This window comes from Amnibacterium flavum, from assembly GCF_003097495.1.
Classification (GTDB): Bacteria; Actinomycetota; Actinomycetes; order Actinomycetales; family Microbacteriaceae; genus Naasia; species Naasia flava.
The window spans coordinates 1,434,246-1,454,728 of sequence record NZ_QEOP01000001.1; the positions used below are offsets into that span (position 1 = coordinate 1,434,246).

General features: G+C 69.0%; 26 protein-coding genes. 21 read left to right on the top strand and 5 right to left on the bottom strand.

Going from position 1 to position 20,483, the window contains the following annotated elements:
* Positions 1–73 precede the first annotated feature (73 nt).
* Positions 74–874 (top strand): LLM class F420-dependent oxidoreductase, encoded by an 801-nt coding sequence (locus DDQ50_RS06630; RefSeq protein ID WP_116755845.1) that lies wholly within the window; start codon positions 74–76, stop codon positions 872–874.
* Between the two features lie 63 nt (positions 875–937).
* Here the strand turns inward: DDQ50_RS06630 and DDQ50_RS06635 are convergent, their stop codons facing one another.
* The gene (locus DDQ50_RS06635; RefSeq protein ID WP_116755846.1) at positions 938–1,360 is read right to left on the bottom strand and encodes an ester cyclase; all 423 of its coding nucleotides are present in this window, start codon (positions 1,358–1,360) and stop codon (positions 938–940) included.
* A gap of 165 nt (positions 1,361–1,525) precedes the next feature.
* On the opposite strand from DDQ50_RS06635, the gene DDQ50_RS06640 reads away from it, so the two are divergent.
* Positions 1,526–1,951, top strand: coding sequence for a BP74-related protein (locus tag DDQ50_RS06640; protein ID WP_205663578.1), 426 nt, complete (start codon positions 1,526–1,528; stop codon positions 1,949–1,951).
* Between the two features lie 80 nt (positions 1,952–2,031).
* Here DDQ50_RS06640 and DDQ50_RS06645 read toward each other — a convergent pair whose 3' ends face one another.
* The gene (locus DDQ50_RS06645) at positions 2,032–3,174 is read right to left on the bottom strand and encodes a glutamate--cysteine ligase (protein ID WP_205663579.1); all 1,143 of its coding nucleotides are present in this window, start codon (positions 3,172–3,174) and stop codon (positions 2,032–2,034) included.
* 128 nt (positions 3,175–3,302) lie between these two features.
* Here DDQ50_RS06645 and DDQ50_RS06650 point away from each other — a divergent pair, with 128 nt between their 5' ends.
* From DDQ50_RS06650 to trmD, 5 genes are all read left to right on the top strand, one after another.
* Complete coding sequence (locus DDQ50_RS06650) at positions 3,303–4,232, top strand: DMT family transporter (RefSeq protein ID WP_116755847.1); 930 nt, start codon at positions 3,303–3,305, stop codon at positions 4,230–4,232.
* 214 nt (positions 4,233–4,446) lie between these two features.
* Positions 4,447–4,884, top strand: a complete 438-nt coding sequence (gene rpsP / locus DDQ50_RS06655) for a 30S ribosomal protein S16 (protein ID WP_116755848.1) — start codon at positions 4,447–4,449, stop codon at positions 4,882–4,884.
* 3 nt (positions 4,885–4,887) lie between these two features.
* A complete protein-coding gene (locus DDQ50_RS06660) occupies positions 4,888–5,124 on the top strand; it encodes an RNA-binding protein (protein WP_116755849.1) in 237 nt (78 codons plus the stop codon).
* Entirely contained in the window at positions 5,124–5,813 is a 690-nt protein-coding gene (rimM, locus tag DDQ50_RS06665; protein WP_116755850.1) for a ribosome maturation factor RimM, read from the top strand. Before DDQ50_RS06660 ends, rimM begins: the two co-directional genes overlap by 1 nt.
* Positions 5,814–5,826: 13 nt before the next feature.
* The gene (trmD, locus tag DDQ50_RS06670) at positions 5,827–6,513 is read left to right on the top strand and encodes a tRNA (guanosine(37)-N1)-methyltransferase TrmD (RefSeq protein WP_116755851.1); all 687 of its coding nucleotides are present in this window, start codon (positions 5,827–5,829) and stop codon (positions 6,511–6,513) included.
* Positions 6,514–6,589: 76 nt separating this feature from the next.
* Here trmD and map read toward each other — a convergent pair whose 3' ends face one another.
* A complete protein-coding gene (map, locus tag DDQ50_RS06675) occupies positions 6,590–7,366 on the bottom strand; it encodes a type I methionyl aminopeptidase (RefSeq protein WP_116755852.1) in 777 nt (258 codons plus the stop codon).
* A gap of 130 nt (positions 7,367–7,496) precedes the next feature.
* Between map and DDQ50_RS06680 the strand changes: the two genes are divergently transcribed.
* The 8 genes from DDQ50_RS06680 (at position 7,497) to DDQ50_RS06715 (ending at position 12,671) form a co-directional block, all read left to right on the top strand.
* On the top strand, positions 7,497–7,979 hold the full coding sequence (locus DDQ50_RS06680; RefSeq protein ID WP_116755853.1) for a hypothetical protein: 483 nt from the start codon (positions 7,497–7,499) through the stop codon (positions 7,977–7,979).
* A gap of 138 nt (positions 7,980–8,117) precedes the next feature.
* The gene (locus DDQ50_RS06685) at positions 8,118–8,459 is read left to right on the top strand and encodes an STAS domain-containing protein (RefSeq protein ID WP_116755854.1); all 342 of its coding nucleotides are present in this window, start codon (positions 8,118–8,120) and stop codon (positions 8,457–8,459) included.
* Complete coding sequence (locus DDQ50_RS06690; RefSeq protein ID WP_116756146.1) at positions 8,456–8,860, top strand: ATP-binding protein; 405 nt, start codon at positions 8,456–8,458, stop codon at positions 8,858–8,860. Before DDQ50_RS06685 ends, DDQ50_RS06690 begins: the two co-directional genes overlap by 4 nt.
* Before the next feature lie 10 nt (positions 8,861–8,870).
* Positions 8,871–10,043 (top strand): PP2C family protein-serine/threonine phosphatase, encoded by a 1,173-nt coding sequence (locus DDQ50_RS06695; protein ID WP_133245927.1) that lies wholly within the window; start codon positions 8,871–8,873, stop codon positions 10,041–10,043.
* 202 nt (positions 10,044–10,245) lie between these two features.
* The gene (gene rplS, locus DDQ50_RS06700; protein WP_116755856.1) at positions 10,246–10,596 is read left to right on the top strand and encodes a 50S ribosomal protein L19; all 351 of its coding nucleotides are present in this window, start codon (positions 10,246–10,248) and stop codon (positions 10,594–10,596) included.
* 243 nt (positions 10,597–10,839) lie between these two features.
* Positions 10,840–11,559 carry a signal peptidase I gene (gene lepB, locus DDQ50_RS06705; RefSeq protein ID WP_240614294.1) on the top strand — a complete coding sequence of 240 codons (720 nt, stop codon included), beginning with the start codon at positions 10,840–10,842 and terminating at the stop codon, positions 11,557–11,559.
* A 94-nt stretch (positions 11,560–11,653) separates the two neighbouring features.
* On the top strand, positions 11,654–12,307 hold the full coding sequence (locus DDQ50_RS17235; RefSeq protein WP_240614295.1) for a ribonuclease HII: 654 nt from the start codon (positions 11,654–11,656) through the stop codon (positions 12,305–12,307).
* 40 nt (positions 12,308–12,347) lie between these two features.
* Positions 12,348–12,671, top strand: coding sequence for a DUF2469 domain-containing protein (locus DDQ50_RS06715; protein WP_116755858.1), 324 nt, complete (start codon positions 12,348–12,350; stop codon positions 12,669–12,671).
* A gap of 3 nt (positions 12,672–12,674) precedes the next feature.
* Here DDQ50_RS06715 and DDQ50_RS06720 read toward each other — a convergent pair whose 3' ends face one another.
* Positions 12,675–13,103: a VOC family protein gene (locus DDQ50_RS06720; RefSeq protein ID WP_116755859.1), complete on the bottom strand. Its 429-nt coding sequence runs from the start codon at positions 13,101–13,103 to the stop codon at positions 12,675–12,677.
* A gap of 207 nt (positions 13,104–13,310) precedes the next feature.
* Here DDQ50_RS06720 and DDQ50_RS06725 point away from each other — a divergent pair, with 207 nt between their 5' ends.
* From DDQ50_RS06725 to DDQ50_RS06745, 5 genes are all read left to right on the top strand, one after another.
* A complete protein-coding gene (locus DDQ50_RS06725; protein WP_116756148.1) occupies positions 13,311–13,676 on the top strand; it encodes a YraN family protein in 366 nt (121 codons plus the stop codon).
* Positions 13,673–15,205, top strand: a complete 1,533-nt coding sequence (locus DDQ50_RS06730) for a YifB family Mg chelatase-like AAA ATPase (RefSeq protein ID WP_116755860.1) — start codon at positions 13,673–13,675, stop codon at positions 15,203–15,205. The genes DDQ50_RS06725 and DDQ50_RS06730 overlap by 4 nt, the downstream gene beginning before the upstream one ends.
* Positions 15,202–16,416 (top strand): DNA-processing protein DprA, encoded by a 1,215-nt coding sequence (dprA, locus tag DDQ50_RS06735; protein WP_240614256.1) that lies wholly within the window; start codon positions 15,202–15,204, stop codon positions 16,414–16,416. Before DDQ50_RS06730 ends, dprA begins: the two co-directional genes overlap by 4 nt.
* 61 nt (positions 16,417–16,477) lie before the next feature.
* A complete protein-coding gene (locus DDQ50_RS06740) occupies positions 16,478–17,314 on the top strand; it encodes a phosphodiesterase (protein ID WP_116755861.1) in 837 nt (278 codons plus the stop codon).
* 60 nt (positions 17,315–17,374) lie between these two features.
* Complete coding sequence (locus DDQ50_RS06745) at positions 17,375–18,277, top strand: tyrosine recombinase XerC (RefSeq protein WP_116755862.1); 903 nt, start codon at positions 17,375–17,377, stop codon at positions 18,275–18,277.
* Between the two features lie 12 nt (positions 18,278–18,289).
* Here the strand turns inward: DDQ50_RS06745 and DDQ50_RS06750 are convergent, their stop codons facing one another.
* Positions 18,290–18,859, bottom strand: a complete 570-nt coding sequence (locus tag DDQ50_RS06750) for a M23 family metallopeptidase (RefSeq protein WP_116755863.1) — start codon at positions 18,857–18,859, stop codon at positions 18,290–18,292.
* A gap of 151 nt (positions 18,860–19,010) precedes the next feature.
* On the opposite strand from DDQ50_RS06750, the gene DDQ50_RS06755 reads away from it, so the two are divergent.
* Positions 19,011–20,471, top strand: coding sequence for a sugar porter family MFS transporter (locus DDQ50_RS06755; protein ID WP_116755864.1), 1,461 nt, complete (start codon positions 19,011–19,013; stop codon positions 20,469–20,471).
* Positions 20,472–20,483 lie beyond the last annotated feature (12 nt).

The window sequence follows — 20,483 nt, forward strand, 5'->3', positions numbered from 1 at the left end:
CGGCGCCCGTGATCCGTCCCGAATCGGGCGTCTACGCAGCCATCGTCCCTTCGACGCGACCTAGGCTGAGGAGATGACCTCAGACCCCTTCGCCGCCGCAGAACGTCCCGTCCGTATCGGCGTCCAGATGGCACCGCAGCATGCCCTCTACCCGCTGATCCGCGAGACGCTGCAGCGCATCGAGGATGCGGGCGCCGACATCGCGTTCAACTGGGATCACTTCTTCCCCCTGAGCGGTGAACCCGACGGCCTGCACTTCGAGGCGTGGACCGAGCTGGCGGCATGGGCTGAGCAGACGGAGCGGATCGAGCTCGGCTCCCTCGTCAACTGCAACTCGTACCGCAACCCGAATCTGCAGGCCGACATGGCCCGCACGATCGACCACATCTCCGGCGGCCGGTTCATCTTCGGAACCGGCTCGGGCTGGTTCGAACGCGACTACGTCGAGTACGGGTACGACTTCGGCACGGTCGGCACCCGTCTCGACGCTCTCGCCCGCGACCTCCCCGTCATCCGCGACCGATGGACGAAGCTCAACCCCGCTCCGCTTCGCGACATCCCGATCCTCATCGGGGGCGGCGGTGAGAAGAAGACCCTTCGCCTCGTCGCCGAGCACGCCGACATCTGGCACAGCTTCTCCGACCTCGAGACGCTGCGGCGCAAGCTCGACATCCTGCGCGGTCACGCCGATGCGGTCGGTCGGGACGTCACGGAGATCGAACTGTCGACCGAACTCCGCAACCGTACGGTCGAAGAGGCCGACGATCTCTACGCGGAGGGTGTGCGCCTGTTCACCGTCGGCATCACCGGGCCCGAGTACGACCTCGAGACCGTGCAGAAGTGGATCGACTGGCGCGACGCGAAGAACGGCTGATCCCCGAGGGGACCAGCCGTCCGTCTTCCGCGCCGACAGGTCAGCAGCGGGGGTCGTGCGGGCTCAGACGAGTCCGAGCTGCGTGAGGATGCCGAGTTCGTCGGACGCGCCCCACCGTTCGACGAGTTTGCCGTTCTCGAACCGGCCGATCTGGATTCCGCGAGCCGTGAAGGACCGGCCGGTCGCGGCGTGCCCGAGGAAATCGCCCTGGTGGGTCCCGGTCAGCTCGAGGGCGACGGTCACGTGATCGTCGTCGGCGGAGACGAGCTGCGGCTTCGCCTCCAGGTCGGGGAACGCCGTCGTGAACGTCTTCCAGAAGTCGATGATGCCGGCGACACCCGGTGCCTGCCCCGGGGCGGGATCGTGGTCGACGACGTCGTCGGCGAACACCTCTGCGAGCCGGTCGAGGTCGCCGCCCTCCAGGATGGCGCCGAGTCGCTCCTGGGCTTCGAGGTTGTTCTGGCGGGTGTCGAGAGTCGTCGTCATCTGGATTTCCTCACATCTTGCGATTCGTGCTTCGTGTCTCCAGGTCTACGCCGCGAGGGTGGGCGGCGCCTCGGCAGCGCCTCCGTGCTGCTGCAACGTCACCCGGCAATGCGGTGTGAGCGATGGGCTTGCGCTCGACCTGCCGCCCCCGCCATCCTGACCGTTGTGACGCGCGCCCGTATTCTCGCTGTCCTCGCCCTGACCGCTTCAGTATCCGCAGGTGCTCTCGCCGGTTGCGCCCCCGCCCCGTCGACGCCTGCCGACGGCGCTCCTGCCGTGGCGACCTTCCGGGTCGCCGGGCAGGAGGATTACGCGATCGAGCTGAACACCGACCAGCTCGTCGAGCACGCGATCGAGCTCATGAACGGTGGCGAGGACGGCCGGATCCCGAACGGACTGATCGTCCGCGACGGCGACGAGGGAGTCAACGCGCCGTGGTCGTGGCACATCGACCCCGACAGCCTCGAGTTCGTCGACATGACCACGGAGGTCTGCGACGGTCTGCCGTCCTACGTCGAGGACGGCACGCTCACGTCGGACCGGTTCTGCCCCTGGCTCACCGAGGTGGTCTCGATCGAGCCGCTCGGCTGAGCTGCGCTCGCATTGATACCCGTCGACCGGAGCGCGCCGGGTGGCTCCCCGTCGCAGCGCAGCCCATCGCCGGGCTCAGCTCAGCGCAGGCCGTCTCGGAGTTCGGCGACGAGGTGCGCCACGACAGCCTTGAGGCTTCCGCCGTTCTGCGCGGCGACGGTCAACTGGCGCTGGTAGCTGGCCCCGCGGTCCAGGATCAGGTCGAGCTCGTGGAGCTCCTCGAGGCAGCCGAGGCGCTCCGCGATCGGCTCGAGACGGGAGATCAGCTCACGGGTGTCGAGATCGACGAGTCGCTCATCTCCCGCCGCGTTCTGGACGAGGATCGTCTCCATGCCGTAGCGGGCCGCGCGCCACTTGTTCTCGCGCACGAACCACGGCTGCATCGTCGGGATCTCCTCGCCGTTGTCGAGCATCGTCGACAGCTCCTCGACGAGGCATTGGACGAGCGCCGCCATCCCGCGCACCTCCTGGATGCTCGACAGTCCGTCGCACGCGCGGATCTCGATGGTTCCCCACTTGGGAGACGGGCGGATGTCCCAGCGGATCTCGTCGTAATGGTCGATGACGCCGATGTGCAGCAGGTCGTCGACCATGCCCTCGTAGTTGGCCCACGCGCCGAACTGAGGCGGCAGACCCGCGGTCGGCAGCTGCTGGAACAGCATCGCGCGGCTCGACGCGTACCCGGTGGGCTCGCCCGCCCAGTACGGACTCGATGCGGAGAGCGCCTGGAAGTGCGGGTAGTACGTCAGGAGGCCGTTGAGGATCGGCAGCACCTTCTCGCGGTCCTCGATGCCGACGTGCATGTGCACGCCCCAGATGAGCATCTGCCGCCCCCACCACTGGGTGCGGTCGATGAGGGTCGCGTAGCGCTCCTTGTCGCTCACCTTCTGCTGCGTCCACTGGCCGAACGGGTGAGTGCCCGCGCACATCAGGTCGACGCCGAGTGGCTCGGCGAGGTCCCGGACGAGATCGATGGTCTGCGAGAGGTCGTCGGCCGCGCCCCGGACTGTCCTGTGCACACCCGAGACGACTTCCACCGTGTTCGTCAGCAGCTCGCCGGTGAGCCGGGTGATCCCGTTCTCGTCGGTCAGGTCGAGCTGTTCGAGGATCTCGGGGGCCGTGGGGGAGAGATCCCCGCTGGCGTGATCGACGAGCGCGAGCTCCCATTCGAGCCCCAGGCTCGAGCGCTCCGAACTCCCGAATTCGATGGCCACGTCGATCATCCTGGCAGACCCCTCGAGGATCAGGCTGAGCCTGGCCTCCGTGACGTTCCCGCCGTCCTGAACGCGGGTTTCGGCCAACGTGCTCGCACGCGCCTCCGCGGGTCCGCGGTTGCTCGTAGCGTGGCCAGGTGAGCACCACCGAAACCCGTCCCGGCCGTTCCGCCGCAGCCCTCTCCGCACCCGTACTCCTCGCCATCGTCTTCACCCTCCTCGCCTGGGCGAGCGCTTTCGTGGTCATCCGCGGGATCGGCGACAGCTTCTCGCCCGGCGGCATCGCCCTCGGTCGTCTCCTCGTCGGAACGGCCGGACTCGCCGTCCTGCTCATCGGCCGCCGCTGGGTGCGCCCGACAGGATCCGACCTCGCTCTCATCGCGGTGTACGGCGTCCTCTGGTTCGGCGCCTACAACGTGCTGCTCAATCTGGCCGAACAGACCCTCGACGCGGGTACCACGGCCATGGTCGTCAACACCGGACCCCTGCTCATCGCGGCCGGGGCCGCGGTCTTCCTCGGCGAGGCCGTGCACCGCTGGCTGCTCGTCGGCCTCGCCGTCGCATTCGTCGGCGTGCTGCTCATCGGCTTCGCGAACGGAGTGAGGGGTGCCCACCTCGGGCTCGGCGTCCTCGCGGCGCTCGCCGCGGCCCTCACCTACGCGGCGGGCGTCCTCGTCCAGAAGCGGGTGCTGGGGCGACTGCCGACCGGCGAGATCACCTTCCTCGGCGTCGCGGCGGGACTCATCAGCTGCCTGCCGTTCGCCGGCGCGCTCATCACCGAACTCGGCACGGCCCCCGCCTCCGCGACCCTCGGGGTCGTCTACCTCGGCGTCGTGCCGACCGCTCTGGCCTTCAGCACGTGGGGGTACGCCCTCAGCCGCATGCCGGCGTCGCAGCTCGCCATCACCACCTACATCGTGCCCCCGCTCGTGATCGTCGCGGCTCTGCTGTTCTTCGGCGAGTTCCCCGCCCCGCTCGCGGTCGTCGGCGGGGTGCTCTGCCTGGTCGGGGTCGGTCTGTCCCGGCACCGTTCACGGGCCGCGCGAACGGTGCCGGGGACCCGCTGAACCACCCGACCGCGCCGTTCCACGGCTCCGCGGGCGAAGGTGTGGTCGTCTGCGGTGTCGATGGGGCTCGAAATCTGTCACAATGGTTGGTCGAGTCCCACGGCGTCCGACCCTCTAATCAGACGCCCGGCTCCATCTTCGAGCTTCCGCCGAGTGTGCCCCCACGCGCACGGCACGCGGTTCACCATTTTTCGCTCAGCAATCCAGGAGAACAGTGTCTGTCAAGATCCGGCTCAAGCGTTTCGGCAAGATCCGCGCGCCCTACTACCGCATCGTCGTCGCCGACTCGCGCACCAAGCGCGACGGTCGTGTGATCGAGGAGATCGGCAAGTACCACCCCACCGAGAACCCCTCGGTCATCGAGATCGAGTCCGAGCGCGCGCTCTACTGGCTCGGCGTCGGCGCGCAGCCGACCGAGCAGGTCGCCGCGCTCCTCAAGCTCACGGGCGACTGGGGCAAGTTCAAGGGTGACAAGAACGCCGTCAGCACCGTGCAGGTGAAGGAGCCCAAGGTTCCCTTCCAGGCCGACGAGAAGAAGAAGGCCGTTCTGCGTCCGAAGACCGAGACCAAGGCACCCGAGGCCCCCGCGGCCGAAGAGCCCGCCGTCGAGGATGCCGCCGCGTCCACCGACGACGAGAGCGCCAAGGCCTAACCGGTGCTCGCCAACGCACTCGAGCACCTCGTCAAGGGAATCGTCGACAATCCCGATCAGGTGCAGGTCACCGAGAAGTCGACGAACCGCGGCGAGCTGCTCGAGGTGCGTGTGCACCCCGACGACCTCGGCCGTGTGATCGGCCGCGCCGGTCGCACCGCCAAGGCGCTGCGCACCATCATCACCTCGCTCGCCGATGGTCGACGCGTTCGCGTCGACGTCGTCGACACCGACGAGTAGTGCCGCGCAAGCAGACGTCGGGGCCCTCGGCGCAGACGCAGCTCCGAGTCGGGCGACTCACCAAGGCCCACGGCCTGAAGGGTGCGCTCAAGCTCGAGCTGTTCACCGACGACCCCGACCGGCGGTTCGTCCCGGGGGCCGAGTTCACGCTGCAGGTGCCCGAGGACTCCCCGTGGCACGGCAAGAAGCTCTCGCTCTCCGAGCTCCGCTGGTACAACGGTCACCCCGTCGGATTCTTCGCCGGCGTCGAGGACCGTTCCGCGGCGGAGTCGCTCGCGAAGGCGATCCTCTGGGTCGACTCGAGCGCTGACGAGCCCGCCGAGGACGACGCCTGGTACGACCACCAGCTTGTCGGCCTCGACGTCGTGCGCGACGGCGTCAAGGTGGGCGTCATCGCCCGCCTGGAGCATCTGCCCGCTCAGGATCTGCTCGTGGTCTCGACCCCTGACGGCGAGGTGATGGTGCCGTTCGTCCGCGCCATCGTGCCGACGGTCGACATCGCATCGCGCACCGTCACGGTGACGCCGCCGACGGGGCTCTTCGAGGAGCTCCCCGAGGATGAGGACGACGCCGCTCCCGCAGATGCCGCGGGGCAGTCCGCCGGCGCGGGCGCCGAGCACGACGGTGCCGACGATCCGGCCGTCCCCGACGAGTCCTCGGGGTCCGTCGACGCGTCGCGCCAGGGCTGACTCCGGCGGTCCGATGCGCATCGACATCGTCACGATCTTCCCCGAGTACTTCGACGTGCTCGGCGTCTCGCTGCTCGGCAAGGCGCGCGATCAGGGTCTCCTCGAGATGCGCGCCCACGATCTCCGGCAGTGGACGCACGACCGTCACCGCACGGTCGACGACACCCCGTACGGCGGGGGAGCCGGCATGGTCATGCGACCCGAGCCGTGGGGTGAGGCGCTCGATGCGCTCGTCCCCGAGGGCGAGTCACCGGTGCTCATCGTCCCGTCACCGGCAGGCGAGCGGTTCACGCAGGCCATCGCGCGCGAGCTCGCGGTCGAGCCGCACCTGCTCTTCGCCTGCGGACGGTACGAGGGCATCGATCAGCGTGTCATCGACGAGGCGCGCAGCCGGATGCGGGTTCGCGAGATCAGTCTCGGCGACTACGTGCTGAACGGCGGTGAGGTCGCGTCCGCCGCGATGATCGAGGCGATCGGGCGACTGGTGCCCGGCGTCATCGGCAATCCCGAGAGCCTCACCGAAGAAAGCCACGAGGGCGGTCTCCTCGAGTACCCGAGCTACACCAAGCCCGGGTCCTGGCGCGGGCGGGATGTTCCGCCCGTCCTGCTGTCGGGCAACCACGCGGCCATCGCCGCCTGGCGCCGTGAGCAATCACTGGATCGCACGAGACGCATCCGCCCCGATCTCCTGCCCGACTGACCCGCCCGGACTCGGATATTCCGGACTTGTACGCACGTTCCGGACCGCGGAATCGTCCGGAACGTGCGTTCTCGCGTCAGCCCTTCGAGCGCTGAGTCAGGATGACGGGCCCGTCGGCGGTGATCGCGACGGTGTGCTCCGAGTGGGCGCCGCGCGAGCCGTCCGCGCTGCGGAGGGTCCAGCCGTCCTCATCGGTGTAGAGCTCGTCGGTCGACTCGAGCAGCCACGGCTCGATGGCGATGACCAGGCCCGGCTTCAGCTTGAGCCCGCGACCGGCTCGTCCGTCGTTCGGGATGTGCGGGTCGCCGTGCATCGTGTGCCCGACCCCGTGCCCGCCGAAGTCGAGGTTGATGGAGTAGCCGGCCGCCGTGCACACGTCGCCGATGGCGGCGGAGATGTCGCCGAGCTTGCCCCCGGGCTGCGCGGCCGCGATACCGGCGGCGAGGGCGCGCTCGGTGGTCTCGATCAACCGGATGTCCTCGGGACGACGGGTGGGGCCCGCGATGACGGTCAGTGCCGAGTCGGTCACCCAGCCGTCGACCGACGCGGCGAAGTCGACGGAGACGACGTCGCCGTCCTGGATGCGGTAATCGAAGGGGAGTCCGTGCAGCACGGCGTCGTTGACGGAGGTGCAGAGGACCTTGCCGAAGGGCATCGCACCGAACGAGGGGTGGTAGTCGATGTAGCAGCTCTCGGCCCCGCGCTCGCGGATCATCTGGTGCGCGATGCGGTCGAGGTCGAGGAGGTTGACCCCGACGGCGATCTCGCCCCGGAGGCGCTCCAGAACAGCGGCGACGAACGCGCCGGCGGGCCGCATGGCCTCGATCTCGGCGGGCGTCTTCAGCTCGATCATGACTCTCCTCGTGTGGTGCCTGCGCTTCGACACTAATGCTCCGGCAGATCCGAGCCGGCCGAGCGGCCCCGCCGTCTGCTGTCCGCGAACGACCTACCCGCGATGATCGTGTCCATTTAGGCTCGTCGCCATGCTGGTTCGACGCGGGTTCTTCTATTGGCAGACCGCTGCTGCGATCGTCCTCCCGGTGTGGCTCCTGATCGGATGGGGCATCTGGGGCACGAGCGCGGCCGGATTCATCGGTGTCGCGTTCCTGGCACCGGTTCTCGTCCTCGCGCTCCTCGTCATCGTGGGGCTGACCCTTGCTCGCAAGTCGGTGCGGGAGACGCGGGCCGTCTCGTGGCTCGACGTGGGCATCCTCACCGTTCTGCACCTCTCGCTGATCGGACTCGGCTTCTTCGGGCCGTCGGCATCCTGGTTCGCCATCGTCTCCGTGATCGCGGCGATCGCGGCATTCTGGTCGGCGATCTGGCAGCTCGTCACCGAGACCCGGAACCGGGTGCGGGCGGTGTTCGACGAGATCCAGCGGGCTGCGGCGCCGCAGGGCGCTCAGCGTCCGCCGATCGACGCCGGTGAGTACATCGTGATCGACCCGCCGAGTTCGTCCCGCTGACCCGCGACTCGGTGCGGCCTGCCGCCCGCCGCGCTGCGCAACCGCCCTCGATCTGGGGAGTTGTGCCCCTCCACGCTGTCACCGACACTCGGAGTCGGGGCAACAGTCGCGCCGTTCGCGCGCAGGGGGAGTACACGCATGGATATCAAGGTCGCTCACCTGCCCGGAGGTGTGGCCGTGGTCACCCCGTCGGACAAGCTCAACATGGCATCGGCGATGGAACTCAGGGAGGCCATCTCCGCGCTGGTCACCGCCGGCATGTTCTTCCTCGTCATCGACCTGTCCGAGGTCGACTTCATCGACTCGTCGGGACTCGGCGGCCTCGTCAGCGGTCTGAAGACGGCTCGCCAGCACGGCGGAGATCTGCGCCTCGCCGCCCCGAACGATCAGGTGAAGCTCGTTCTCGAGCTGACGAACCTCGACAAGGTGCTGGTCGCGTACGCCGATTCCGAGTCGGCGCTGCAGGCGTGGCCGCGATGATCGCGCGCACCCTCGAATTCTCCGTGCCGCCGGCCGACGTCGACACGGTGCACCAGCTGCTCGAAGAGGTGTGGACCGATGCTCCGCCGGTCGACATCATGGACCGGTACCGGTTCGAGACCGCGCTCGTGGAGCTCGCGTCGAACGTCATGCGGCATGCGGACGACGGCAGCGGTCTGGCCTGCGTGCTGACGGTCGAGGTCTCTCCTCGCTCGCTCCGGGCGTGCCTGCTCGACTCCGGCATCGAGGGCGACGTCGACCTCGATCGCGAGATGCCGCCGACCGACGACGAATCGGGTCGGGGAATCCCGCTGATCCGGGCTCTCGTCGATCGAGTCGAGTACTCCAGGGCGGACGGGGTCAACCGGTGGGAGATCCACCGCGCACTCCTCCGTGGCTGACCACACGAGCGTGAGCAGCAGCGGTTCGGCCGCGCTCCAGGCCATGATGGCCCAACGGGTGCGCGACACCCTGGGCAGCTCGGACCGCACCTCCGAGGATCGATTCGACCGGGTGTCCCGTCTGGCTCAGCGCCTGTTCGGGGTGAGTTCCGTGCAGATCCGCGTCTTCCGTCGCGACGCGGAGTGGGCGAAGTCGATCGGCGCCGCAGGACGAGATGTCGGGCGCGACGAGTTCGACCGGGCCGTGGCCGATGAGCCCGGCATCCTCATGGTCGCCGACGCCAGCGAGGATCCGCGCTTCTGGGACAGCCCCGCGGTGCTGGCCGATCCGGGCATCATCTTCTTCGCCAGTGTCCCGATCGCCGATTCGAGCGGGCAGCGCGTCGGCGCTCTGCAACTGTCGGACTCGCGTTCCCGGGTGCTGACCGAGCCCGAGCAGATGCTGCTCACCGAGGTCGCGGCCTGGGTTCAGACGGAGGTCATCGCGCAGGAGGAGCTGAGCCGCGCGGCGGTCGTCCAGCGCAGTCTCGCGCCGCGGCCGTTCGCCGCGATCGACGGATACGAGGTGGCGGGGGCGTGCGCGCCGTCGCGAGCCGTCGGCGGCGACTTCTACGACTGGTACCCGACCGGGGAGGGCGCGGCGTTCACCCTCGCCGACGTGATGGGCAAAGGCGTGGGGGCCGCGATCATCGCCGCAACGGTGCGCGCCGTCATCCGCACCGGAGCGCGCAACGACGATCTCCAGTCCGGTCTGGGCGCGGCGTGGGAGGTGCTCGAGGACGATCTCGATCGGGCGTCCGCATTCGTCACCATGTTCCACGCCCGTCTCGCATCCGATTCCGGGCTCGTCCGATACATCGATGCGGGCCACGGACTCTCGTTCGTCATGCGCGCCGACCTGACCGCGACACGGCTCTCGAGCACCGACCTTCCTCTCGGGCTCCAAACCGACGGCACCTTCACCGAGCATTCGGTCGTTCTCGAGCCGGGCGACTCACTCGTCTCGGTGTCGGACGGTGTCCTCGACTCGTTCGGAGGATCGCTCATCGGACTCGAGGAGGTGGAGGCGATACTCATCGACACGGTGACGGCGCAGGAGGCCGTCGACGAGATCCTGCGACGCGCGTCCGAGGGAGCAGAGGACGATGTGACAGCGCTCGTCGTCCACCGCCTCCCGGCGTGACCGTTCCGGGCTCCGTTGGCGCTGTCCGCGCCGGTATGACAGAATGGTCGATCGTGCCGCGGCTCGGTTCTGCCGCAGGGGAACCATCTCTTCCGCGCCACATCCATTCGACTATCTCAGGCTGAGATGAACGGCGTATCGCGCCGTGTCCGGCCAGACATCCGTATTCGACCAGCGGCGGGTACAGGAAGCGAAACTGCCCATGAGCAATCTTCTCGACCAGTTCGACGCGGCGTCCCTCAGGAGCGACGTCCCCGACTTCCGTCCCGGTGACACCGTCAAGGTTCACGTGAACATCGTCGAAGGCAGCCGCAGCCGTATCCAGGTGTTCCAGGGCGTCGTCATCCGTCGCCACAGCGCCGGTGTGCGCGAGACCTTCACGGTCCGCAAGATCAGCTTCCAGGTCGGTGTCGAGCGCACCTTCCCGGTGCACTCCCCGGTCATCGACCACATCGAGCTCGTGACCCGCGGTGACGTGCGTCGCGCCAAGCTGTACTACCTGCGCGGTCTCCGCGGCAAGAAGGCCAAGATCAAGGAGAAGCGCGACAGCTGATCGGCTGAGCGAACGCTCGACACGACCCCCGCGACGTACACTGTCGCGGGGGTTTTGTTTTTGCGCCGCTGTCCCCGGAGAGTGCGCGGCTTCGACGGATGGATGGGTGTCGTGACCGACAGCGCGGCCGCTCAGGCCTCGGGACGCAGCGATCCCGATCTCGCCTCCCAGGCAGCCGGCTCCGATGGCTCGGTCTCCGAGTCCGCTGCGACGACCGGGCCGCCTGGCAAGCGCAACAAGAGTCTGCTTCTGTTCCTCCGCGACGTGCTGATCATCCTGATCGTCGCGATCCTGGTGTCGTTCCTGATCAAGACGTTCCTGGTCCGCTCGTTCTACATCCCGTCGGCCTCGATGGAGCAGACGCTGCACATCGACGACCGGATCATCGTCAACCAGCTCACTCCCTCCGTGTTCCCGCTGGGTCATGGCGATGTGGTCGTCTTCCGCGACCCGGGCGGATGGCTGCCGCCGTCGGAGCCCGTCGCTCAGCCTCCGCTGACCGCGGCGATCGACTGGGTGCTCTCCATCGTCGGCCTCTCCGCGTCCGACAGCAACGATCACCTGATCAAACGCATCATCGGACTGCCCGGGGACGAGGTCGCGTGCTGCAATCCGCTCGGCCAGATGACCGTGAACGGCGTTCCGCTCGAGGAGCCGTACATCACCCTCCCTGCCGGGACCACCAAGGTGAGCGACGTCGACTTCGACGTGACGGTTCCCGAGGGGTACCTCTGGGTGATGGGTGACAACCGCTACAACTCGCGGGACTCGCGCTACAACACCGACAAGCCCGGCAACGGGTTCGTGCCGATCGACAATGTCGTCGGTCGGGCGATGCTGGTGTCTTGGCCGGTCTCCCGCTGGGCGTGGCTCGACAACTATCCCGAGGTCTTCCGCGACGTCGAGACCGCGGGAGCGAGTGCGGCCCCCGCTCTTCCCCGGACGGCGAGCAGTGGCGGCTGAGCCCGCTGCCCGCTCCTCGGCGCCCCGGACTCCGCGGCGCTCGGCGTCGACACCGAAGCGGTCGGCCGCACCCACTCTGCGCCATGAGCGGGCTCTGTCGGCGGAGGGCGCCCGTTGGGTGATCGGCTGCGACGAGGTAGGACGAGGTGCGATCGCCGGACCCGTCGGGGTCGGATTGTGCGTGGTCGACATCAGCCGACGTGTCCCGAAAGGGCTGCGCGATTCGAAGCTGCTCAGCGAACCGAAGCGCGTCGAGCTCCAACCGACCGTCGCCCGCTGGGCGCTCTGGTCATCGGTGGGTATGGCGAGCAACGAGGAGATCGACGCCTACGGATTGACGGCTGCGCTGGGCCTCGCGGGCATCCGCGCATTCGAGGCGCTCTGCGCGTCGGGCTTCGACGTGACCGATTCGGTGCTGCTCCTCGACGGCAAGTTCGACTGGTTCACCCCGGGCGCCCGGGCGGCAGGACTGACCGATGCGCCCCCGGTGACCATGCGGATCAAGGCCGACATGACCTGCGCGTCGGTGTCGGGTGCGTCGGTGCTGGCGAAGGTGGCGCGCGACAACCTGATGATCGGGCACCACGACACGCATCCGCACTACGGCTGGGTGAGTAACAAGGGCTATGGATCGGCCGCGCACTGGGCGGCGATCAACGAACGGGGCGCCACTCCGCTGCACCGCCACTCGTGGCTGCGGACGCCCTCGCTCTTCGATGACGCGTTCGAGGTCGAGGGTCTGTCCTGAACGAGTCGGTCCAGCTCCTGGGAGACGTAGGATTGGCCCGATGAACGAAGACGAGTTCGACGACTACGACCGTGAGGTCGAGCTGGCGCTGTACCGCGAATACCGCGATATCGTCGGCCAGTTCCGGTATGTCGTCGAGACCGAGCGCCGCTTCTACCTCGCCAACGAGGTCGAACTGGTCCGCCGCGACACCGAGCACGACTTCTACTTCGAGCTCACCATGAACGATGTCTGGGTGTGGGACGTGTACCGCTCCGACCGGTTCGTGAAGAGCGTTCGCGTGCTCACCTTCAAGGACGTCAACGTCGAGGAGCTCTCCTCGAAGGAGCTCGAACTGCCGCAGGAACTCGCCCTCGACGAGTAGCCGTCATCCGCCTGCCGGGCGTCGGGCATCGAGGATCGCGCGCGTGTGCGGGTTGTCCATGATGCCGAGGATGTTGCCGAACGGGTCGATCACCGATGCCGTGATGAAGCCCTCGCCTCTGTCGCGGGGCGCATCGTGCAGGGTCGCCCCGGTCGCCAGGAGCTGATCGAGGGTCGACTGCAGGTCGTCGACCTGCCAGAACACGATCGACCCCGCCGTGCCGGTGGTCGCCGGTGCCGGGGTCCTCGAGAGCTCGCTGCCGGCATAGGCGCTGTCGATGATCCCGAGTTCGTGTTGCAGGTCGCCGACACGGAACTCTATGTAGCCGGGGACGGAGAAGTACGGCGCGACGCCGAGGACGTCGGTGTACCACTTCGCGGCGGCCTCGAGGTCGGCGGCGTAGAAGCTGACGGTGCTGAGCGATCTGAACATGATCCGGTCCCTTCGATCGGCGGCGCTGACGATGATCCGACCCCAGTGTGCTCGTGACCACCGACACCGCGCCCGGAGCAGGCGCTCGAGCGACGGGCGGCCTCGTCCTGTCCCCAGGAGCGGTGTCGGCCGATCGCCGCACAGATGCCGGCTGCCGCCCATCCGACCGGTCCTTCGACATCGAGACTCGTCCCCGGAGGCGATGAGATGGCGAAGAAGGACGACGTAGGTCGATGGGGAGAGGACCTCGCGACGCGGTATCTGGCCGCACGCGGGTACGAGATCGTGGAACGCAATTGGCGGTGTCCGCAGGGCGAGATCGACATCGTCGCGCGCCACGACGGCGCGATCGTGGTCGTCGAGGTGAAGACCCGCTCCAGTGCGGTGTTCGGCCACCCTTTCGAGGCCATCACCCCGGCGAAACTCGCCCGGCTCAACCGGCTCGGCTTCGCCTGGTGCGTCTCCCATCCCGGATGGCACGGCAGGCTGCGAGTGGACGTCATCGCGATCGTCGGCCGGCCCGAGTCCGCCCATGCCGCGCACATCGAGGTGTTCGAGGCGGTGCGCGCATGACCGTCGGTCGCACGTGGGCGGTCGCCCTCCTCGGGCTCGACGGATCCCTCATCGAGGTCGAGGCCGGACTCGGCACCCAGACCCCCGGGGTGCGCCTGATCGGGCTGCCCGACTCGGCGCTGCGTGAAGCCGAGCATCGAGTCCGCGCCGGCATCATCAACTCGGGGCTCGAGTTCCCCGCCCGTCATGTGACGGTCAACCTCTCGCCGGCCGAGCTGCCCAAGCAGGGCGCCGGGTTCGACCTCGCGATCGCCATGGCGACGCTGGTGGCCGAAGGTTCGGTCCCGCCGGAGTCCGTCGCGCGCACGGCTCACCTCGGGGAGCTCGCGCTCGACGGCCGCCTGCGACCTCTGCGCGGTGTCCTCCCCGCTGTCCTCGCCGCGGCCAGGGCGGGGGTAGAGGTCATCCTCGTTCCGAGCGCCAACGCCGACGAGGCGTCGCTCGTACCCGATATCCGGGTGGTGGCCGTTCCCGATCTGCGCGAAGCGGCGATCTGGCACGGTGCTTCGCTCGAGTCGCTGCCCACGGAGCCCATCCCGGCCGGGTCGCGTCAGGCGCCGCCGCCGATGGAGTACGACCTCGCCGACGTCATCGGCAACGAGGAGGCGATCGACGCCCTTATCGTCGCCGCCGCGGGCGGACATCACGTCTACATGGTCGGGCCACCCGGGGCGGGCAAGACGATGCTGGCGGCTCGGCTCCCCAGCATCCTCCCTCCGCTCGACGAGCAGGCGGCGCTCGAGGTGGCGTCGCTCCGCTCGCTCGCCGGACTCGAGGTCGGCGACACCTTGAGCCCCGTCCCGCCGTTCGAGAGCCCCCATCACACCGCCACCGCGTCGGCGATGATCGGAGGCGGGAGCCGGGTGATCCGCCCGGGCAGCGCCGCTCGAGCCTCGAACGGAATCCTCTTCCTCGATGAGGCTCCCGAGTTCGGTGCCAAAGTGCTCGACACGCTCCGCCAGCCGCTCGAATCGGGGCGCATCAGTGTGGAGCGGGCGACGGCGGTCGCGCACTTCCCTGCACGTTTCCAGCTGGTGCTCGCCGCCAACCCCTGCCCGTGCGGCCACTACGGCAGCCGTGACGCGCTCTGCGCGTGTCCGCCGACTCTCCGTGACCGTTACCTCAAGCGCATCTCCGGGCCGCTTCTCGACCGGGTGGACATCCGACTCATGGTGCCGCGCATCACCGCAGCCCAGCTGCGCATGCAGTCACGCGAACCTCACGCGACCTCTTCGCAGGCGCGCCAGCGTGTGCTGGCCGCTCGCGCCCGGGCGTCCGCGAGGCTGCGAGGCACGCCCTGGCGGTTCAGCGGAGAGGTGCCGGGGCACTTCCTCCGCGGCCCGGATCTGCGCCTCGACCCGAGGGTGACCGAACCGCTCGACCGAGCGCTCGAGCGCGGCTCCCTCTCGATGCGCGGTTACGACAGGACGCTTCGAGTCGCGTGGACGCTCAGCGATCTCGACGCCGTCGACCGTCCGACCCTGTCCCAGGTCGGCCGGGCGCTGGCTCTGAGGAGGGGAGGCGTGTGACTCTGCTCGGACTCGAGGAGGACACGGTCCGCGCCGCCGTCGCGGGCGTCAGACGAGACTCCGGAACGGTCGCCTCCGATGACGTGGGCGACATCTTCGCCCGCGCCTCGTGGGCGGGCATCGCCGAGCCGGGCGACGGCACGGCCGGGGCCCTGATCTCCGCGCTGGGCGCCCGGCGTGCGTTGGCCGTCATGCTCGAAGGGGTCGCGGCTGATCGGATCGCGAACGAGGTGCTTGATCGCGCCTCCATTGAGCTGCGGGTCGACACGATCCGCAGCGGGCTCGACCGATGGCGACCTCGTCTCGTCGCGGGCGATGCACTCGCCGCGCTGCATCGTGCGGCGCAGCGCGGCGTCTCCCTCGTTCTCCCGGGCGACCTGCACTGGCCGTCAGGTCTGGACGATCTCGGCGATCACAAGCCCAACGTGCTCTGGATGCTCGGAGACCGCTCCGCCCTCACCTCCCTCAGCGCCTCGTTCGCGATCGTGGGGGCGCGCGCGGCGACCAAATACGGCGAGTACGTCGCGACGGAGGCGGCGGCGGGGCTCAGCGACCGCGGCTTCGCGATCGCGTCCGGCGGTGCGTATGGAATCGACGGGATGGCTCACCGGGCGACCATCGCGAGCGGGGGAGTCACCGTGGCGTTCCTCGCGGGCGGAGTCGACCGCTTCTATCCGTCAGGCCATCACTCCCTGCTCACCGAGATCACAAAACGGGGTGCTGTCGTCTCAGAACTTCCGTGCGGCGCCTCGCCCACGCGCTGGCGCTTCCTCCAGCGCAATCGGCTCATCGCCGCTGCGACGCAGGCGACGATCGTGGTCGAGGCGGGTCGACGATCCGGGTCCCTCAACACAGCCGGTCACGCGGCGACCCTGGGTCGTCCGCTCGGCGCGGTGCCGGGTCCGATCACCTCCGTCGCCTCCGACGGCTGCCATCGTCTGCTGCGCGAGTTCGCCGCGGTCTGCGTGACGAACGCCGACGAGATGGCCGAGCTCGTCACCGGTGAGGCGCCGCCGACCCTCTTCGACCTTCCCGGCGGCGACGGTGCCGGGGTGCGGGTGCTCGACTCGCTCTCGAAGCGGTCCGGCAGGAGCATCCACGACATCGCGAAGCGCAGCGGCCTCGCTCCCGCCGAGGTGCAGGGCGCACTCGGGCTCCTCGAACTCGAAGGACTCGTCGTCGAGGCGGCGGGCGCGTGGCGACGCCGATGAGGTCACGGGACCCGAGGTTGCAGGGAGGCGCCGCGTCCGAGGTGCGGTTTAGAGTGCCGCTATGCCACTCGGCTCGACTCCCACTCACGTCATCGCTCACATCAGCGACACCCACCTGCTCGCGGGCGGGCTCCCGCTGCACGGGACCGTCGACACGGTCGGCAATCTCCGCAGGGCGCTCGAGAGGCTCGAGAGTACCGGGCTCCGCATCGACGCGATCGTGCACACCGGCGACATCGCCGACCTCGGCGAGCTCGACGCCTACGAACGGGTTCGCGCCGCGGTCGCCCCGGTCGCCGAGCGCCTCGGCTGTCCCGTCGTCTGGGTCGCCGGGAACCACGATGTCCGCGGACCCCTCCGCCAGGGGCTCCAGCTCGGCGGCGACCCCGGCTCCCCGCTCGACACCGTCACCGAGGTCGGGGGTCTCCGCATCATCGGGCTCGACACCTCGGTTCCCGGGCAGCCCCACGGCGACCTCGACGACGCTCAACTCGAGTGGGTCCGCGATCAGCTGGCCGCCCCCGCGCCGCACGGCACGATCATCGCGCTTCACCATCCGCCGGTCGAGACGGTCGTCCACGAGCTGCAGACGCTGCAGCTGCGAGCCACCGACCGCCTGCGGGCCGTCATCGAAGGCAGCGACGTCCGCAAGATCCTCGCCGGACATTTCCACTACGCGACCAGCGGTGGATTCGCGGGCATCGGCGTCTCGGTCGCCACCGCCACGAGCTACACGATCAAGGTCGAAGCTCCCGACCGCGGTCTCACCGGCGTCGACGGCGGGCAGGCCATCGCCGTCCTCCACGTCTACGACGACGACACCGTGCACTCCGGGCTGCCGATCGACGATCACCGACAGGTCGTCCACCTGCCCTACGGGTTCTTCGACAACTACTGATCCCGGCCTCCCCGGGCGTGGCCGCTCGCCGCGGACGCGACCGCGTCGCACTCTGGAGACATGCAACTCACGCGAGCCGTCGACGATTTCGTCGCAGCGCTCTCGAGCGAGCGCGGGCTCTCCGAGCACACCGCCCGCGGCTACCGGTCGGATCTCACCGACCTCGCCGTCTTCGCCGCCGGGCAGGGCGCCGATGACGTCGGGGAAGTCACACTCGACCTGCTGAGGGACTGGCTCTACCAGTGCTCGCAGAAGGGCCTCGCCCGAGCATCCCTCGCCCGGCGGACCGCGTCGACGCGGGCGTTCTTCGCCTGGCTGCACCGCGAGCAGACGATCGCGACCGACCCTGCCCTGCGCCTTCGCGCGCCGAAGGCCCGGCATGCCCTCCCTCGAGTGCTCGCGGCAGCGCAGACCACCGACCTGCTCGCCTCCCTGCACACGGCGGCCGAGGAGGGGGAACCCCTCGCGGTGAGAGATGCGGCGATCGCCGAGCTGCTGTACGCCTCCGCGCTCCGCGTGTCCGAGCTCTGCGGGCTCGACATCGACGATGTCGACCTCGAACGACACGTCGTCACCGTGACGGGCAAGGGCGGCAAGCAGCGCGTCGTCCCGTTCGGACTCCCGGCGGCACGCGCCATCGACCGCTACCTGACCGTCGCGCGACCCGCCCTCTCCGCCGGGGCGACGCATGCGCTCTTCCTCGGTGCCCGAGGTGCCCGCGTCGGCCCGCGGAGTGTCTACCGCATGGTTGCGACCCTCCTCGAGCAGATCCCCGGGTCCGGGCCGGCAGGCCCGCACACCTTCCGGCACACCGCCGCCACCCACCTGCTCGACGGGGGAGCCGACCTGCGGGCGGTGCAGGAGATGCTCGGCCACTCGAGCCTCGGCACGACGCAGATCTACACCCACGTCACATCGGAGCGGCTCCGGGCCGTCTACGAGCAGGCGCACCCGCGATCCTGAGAGACCAGCCGCTCAGTCCTCGAGGGGCAGCAGCACCGCCCGCGGAACACCTCCGAGCAGAGCGAGCGGAGACAGGTACTCGCCATTCAGCCGGGCGCCGAGGTGGATGCATCCATCGCAGTGCTCGGACGTCGCGACCTGACCGATCACGTCGCCCCGACGGACGACCTGCCCGACGTGGACACCGGGTTCGACCGGCTCGAAGCTCGACACGATGCCGCCGACGTGCCTGATCGAGACGACGGGCCGGTCGACCACCCAGCCCGCGAAGGCGACCACGCCCGAATCCGGAGCCGTCACGGGCGTGCCGGAGGGCGCCTCGAGGTCGATCCCGCGGTGCCCCGGCGCGTAACGGGTCGCGGGCGCCTCGTATCCGCGCGTCACGATGCGCGGCGGAACGATCGGCCACGCCCACATCGACTCCGCCGCCGGGGCCGTCACCCGGGCCTCGGCTGGCGTCGGCGCGAGCGGGAGGGCCAGACCGAGGAGCACCCCGATCGAGGCGGCTCGAGCGATCCGGCGCCCGATCGATGAACGCACCCCTCCGATCGGGCGAGGGCAGGGGCGGGAGGTCGAAGCCATGTCGGCGACGAAACAGCAGAATGCGAACGAGCTGGGACGCGAAACGGGGTCCTGAGGGAATCACCTGGTTCCGATCTCCTGTGGAGGATAATCGCGACGGCGCCGCCTAGGGCAGTCGGCGCAAACACCCGGGTCGATGAAAGGACCTCCGATGGCACAGACGCAGTCGAGCAAGGATGCTGCACAGGTCGATCCCAAATTCCGGCGACGCGTCTACGCGCTCGCCATCGCGGCGGCCGTCGGTGGCTTCCTCTTCGGCTTCGACTCGTCGGTCATCAACGGAGCCGTCGACGCGATCGGTGAGCAGTTCGGTCTGACGGCCTTCATCCAGGGCTTCGCCGTCGCGATCGCCCTCCTCGGCTGCGCGCTCGGCGCCTACATCGCCGGATCCCTGGCCGACCGGCTCGGCCGCCTGAAGGTCATGCTCATCGGCGCGATCCTGTTCTTCGTCAGCTCCGTCGGCGCGGGATTCGCGTTCGGGGTCATCGACTTCATGTTCTGGCGCGTCATCGGCGGCCTCGGCATCGGCGTCGCCTCCGTCATCGCGCCCACCTACATCGCCGAGGTCGTCCCGGCTCTGGTCCGCGGGCGTCTCGCCTCCTTCCAGCAGCTCGCGATCACCCTCGGTATCTTCGCCGCGCTCCTCTCCGACGCCGTTCTCGCCGGATTCGACGGCAAGGACGGCGCCAGCCAGATCCTGCTCGGCATCGAGGCATGGCGCTGGATGTTCGTCGTCGGCGTGATCCCCTCCCTCGTCTACGGCATCCTCGCGCTGCGCCTTCCCGAGTCGCCCCGCTACCTGCTCGACAAGGGCAGGACCGACGAGGCCAAGAAGGTGCTCAGCACCGTCCTCCCAGGCGACGAGGTCGAACCCGAGATCGATCGGATCGCGAAGGCGATCGAGGAGGACAAGGAGAACCAGAAGAAGGCCAGCCTGCGCGGCAAGGCCCTGGGCCTCGCACCGGTCGTCTGGATCGGTCTCGCACTGTCCGTATTCCAGCAGTTCGTCGGGATCAACGTCATCTTCTACTACTCGACGACCCTGTGGAACGCCGTCGGGTTCAAGGATTCGTTCCTCATCTCCGTGATCTCCTCGGTCATCAACGTCGCCGTGACGTTCATCGCCATCGCGTTCGTCGACAAGGTCGGACGGCGCCCCATGCTGCTCGCCGGTTCCGCGGGCATGGCGATCACGCTGGCACTCATGGCGATCTCGTTCAGCCAGGCCGAGACCACCGACGGCGCGGTGTCCCTGCCGCAGCCGTGGGGCATCATCGCCCTCATCGCGGCCAACGGCTTCGTCGTGGCGTTCGGCGCGACCTGGGGTCCGCTGGTCTGGGTCCTCCTCGGCGAGATCTTCCCCAACCGCATCCGCGCCAAGGCGCTCGGCCTCGCGGCCTCGGCGCAGTGGATCGCGAACTTCCTCATCACCGTGTCGTTCCCGTCGATCTCCGAGATCTCGCTGGTCCTCGCTTACGGGTTGTACGCGGCGTTCGCGGCTCTCTCGCTGATCTTCGTGTTCTTCTTCGTCCCCGAGACGAAGGGCGTCAAGCTCGAGGACGTCGGCGGACTGGTCTTCGGCCGTGCGAAGAAGGCCGCCGCCCGCTCCTGACTCGCAATATCC